Below are 1,148 nucleotides of genomic sequence, written 5' to 3' on the forward strand. Positions count from 1 at the left end.
CACGCCGAAGCATAGGTGTGCCAGTTTGCGCATGGCAGCACCAATCACAGCCATCTTGGATTTGCCTTTAGCAAGCAGCCGGTCGTTCAAAGCCTTAATGTGTGGATTACAGCGTCTTGCCACGACTGCCGGCATATAAAGGACTTTGCGAAGATAAGCAGGTCCTGCTTTGGACATGCGTGGTCGGCCTCGGACTGAGGAGCCAGAACTCCATTCGACAGGCACCAGGCCAAGATAAGCAGCTAGTTGCTCAGCACGCTCAAATGTTCTTCCTGCAAATAATGCCGTCATATGGCTCGCAACGCGCGGGCCAACGCCTGGAATAGTCTCAAGGAGGTCTTTTTTCTTGCGCAGGTCGGGATCGTCATCGATGTGTGTCGCGATCATCTTTTCGAGTCGTTTGAGCTCAACTTCGATAAACGCTATCGACTGTGCAATCGATTCTCCAACTTCTTCAGGTACTGGGCTGAAGTCATTGGCTTCCTGACGATTTTTCTCACGTTGCAGATCATCGGCGACGGCGTCGCGCCGGGCCAGGAGTGCCTTCAGTCGGCGTGCCGATGTCGATGGTGGCTCCCATGGGGCAGGCTTCTTAGCTTCGCCGTAGTACGCCAGTACAGCGCTATCTTGTTTGTCAGTTTTCGTCTTGATGCCCATGCCCAGGGCGAACGAACGCAGCTGTGCAGGATTGACGAGTGAGACAACCAATCCGGCATCGGCCAATGTTAATGCTGCTGCTTCGTGGTACGTGCCGGTCGGCTCCATCACCACATGTGGATTTACAGCGCCCTGCTTGGCAACCCATTCCAAAAGATCAGTAAATCCTGCTGGCGTATTGGCTAAGCCACCTTTTGATTTCAATTTACTGGTCGACGTATCGAGCAGCATGCAATCGAGTTTCTTCTTTGCGACGTCAATACCGAGGTAAAACATGATGCTCTCCTTTCGTTCTCGATCATCACACCCACTCTCCTTGTGCATACAGGGTCAAGGCCCTTGGCTACCGTCCAGTGTTTGGTATGGTGTGGGGAACGAGGTGAAGGGCTTGATCTACCTTCCAAGGTCGAGCCTTAAGGGTTGGCACAAGCTGGTCTTCACCTCAATTGGTAGTAGCTAACCACCAATGAGAACAAGATACAAGGGTTGGC

The 1,148-nt window shown here is 52.6% G+C and carries 1 protein-coding gene; it reads right to left on the reverse strand.

All coding sequences use genetic code 11. The features are described from left to right. Positions 1–933, reverse strand: a 933-nt coding sequence (locus AB2N08_RS22885; RefSeq protein ID WP_367613202.1) for an IS110 family transposase, incomplete at its 3' end; no start/stop codon positions are given. Positions 934–1,148: the final 215 nt, after the last annotated feature.

Origin of the sequence: Massilia aurea, assembly GCF_040790145.1 — a bacterium.
GTDB classification, from domain to species: domain Bacteria; phylum Pseudomonadota; class Gammaproteobacteria; order Burkholderiales; family Burkholderiaceae_D; genus Telluria; species Telluria aurea_C.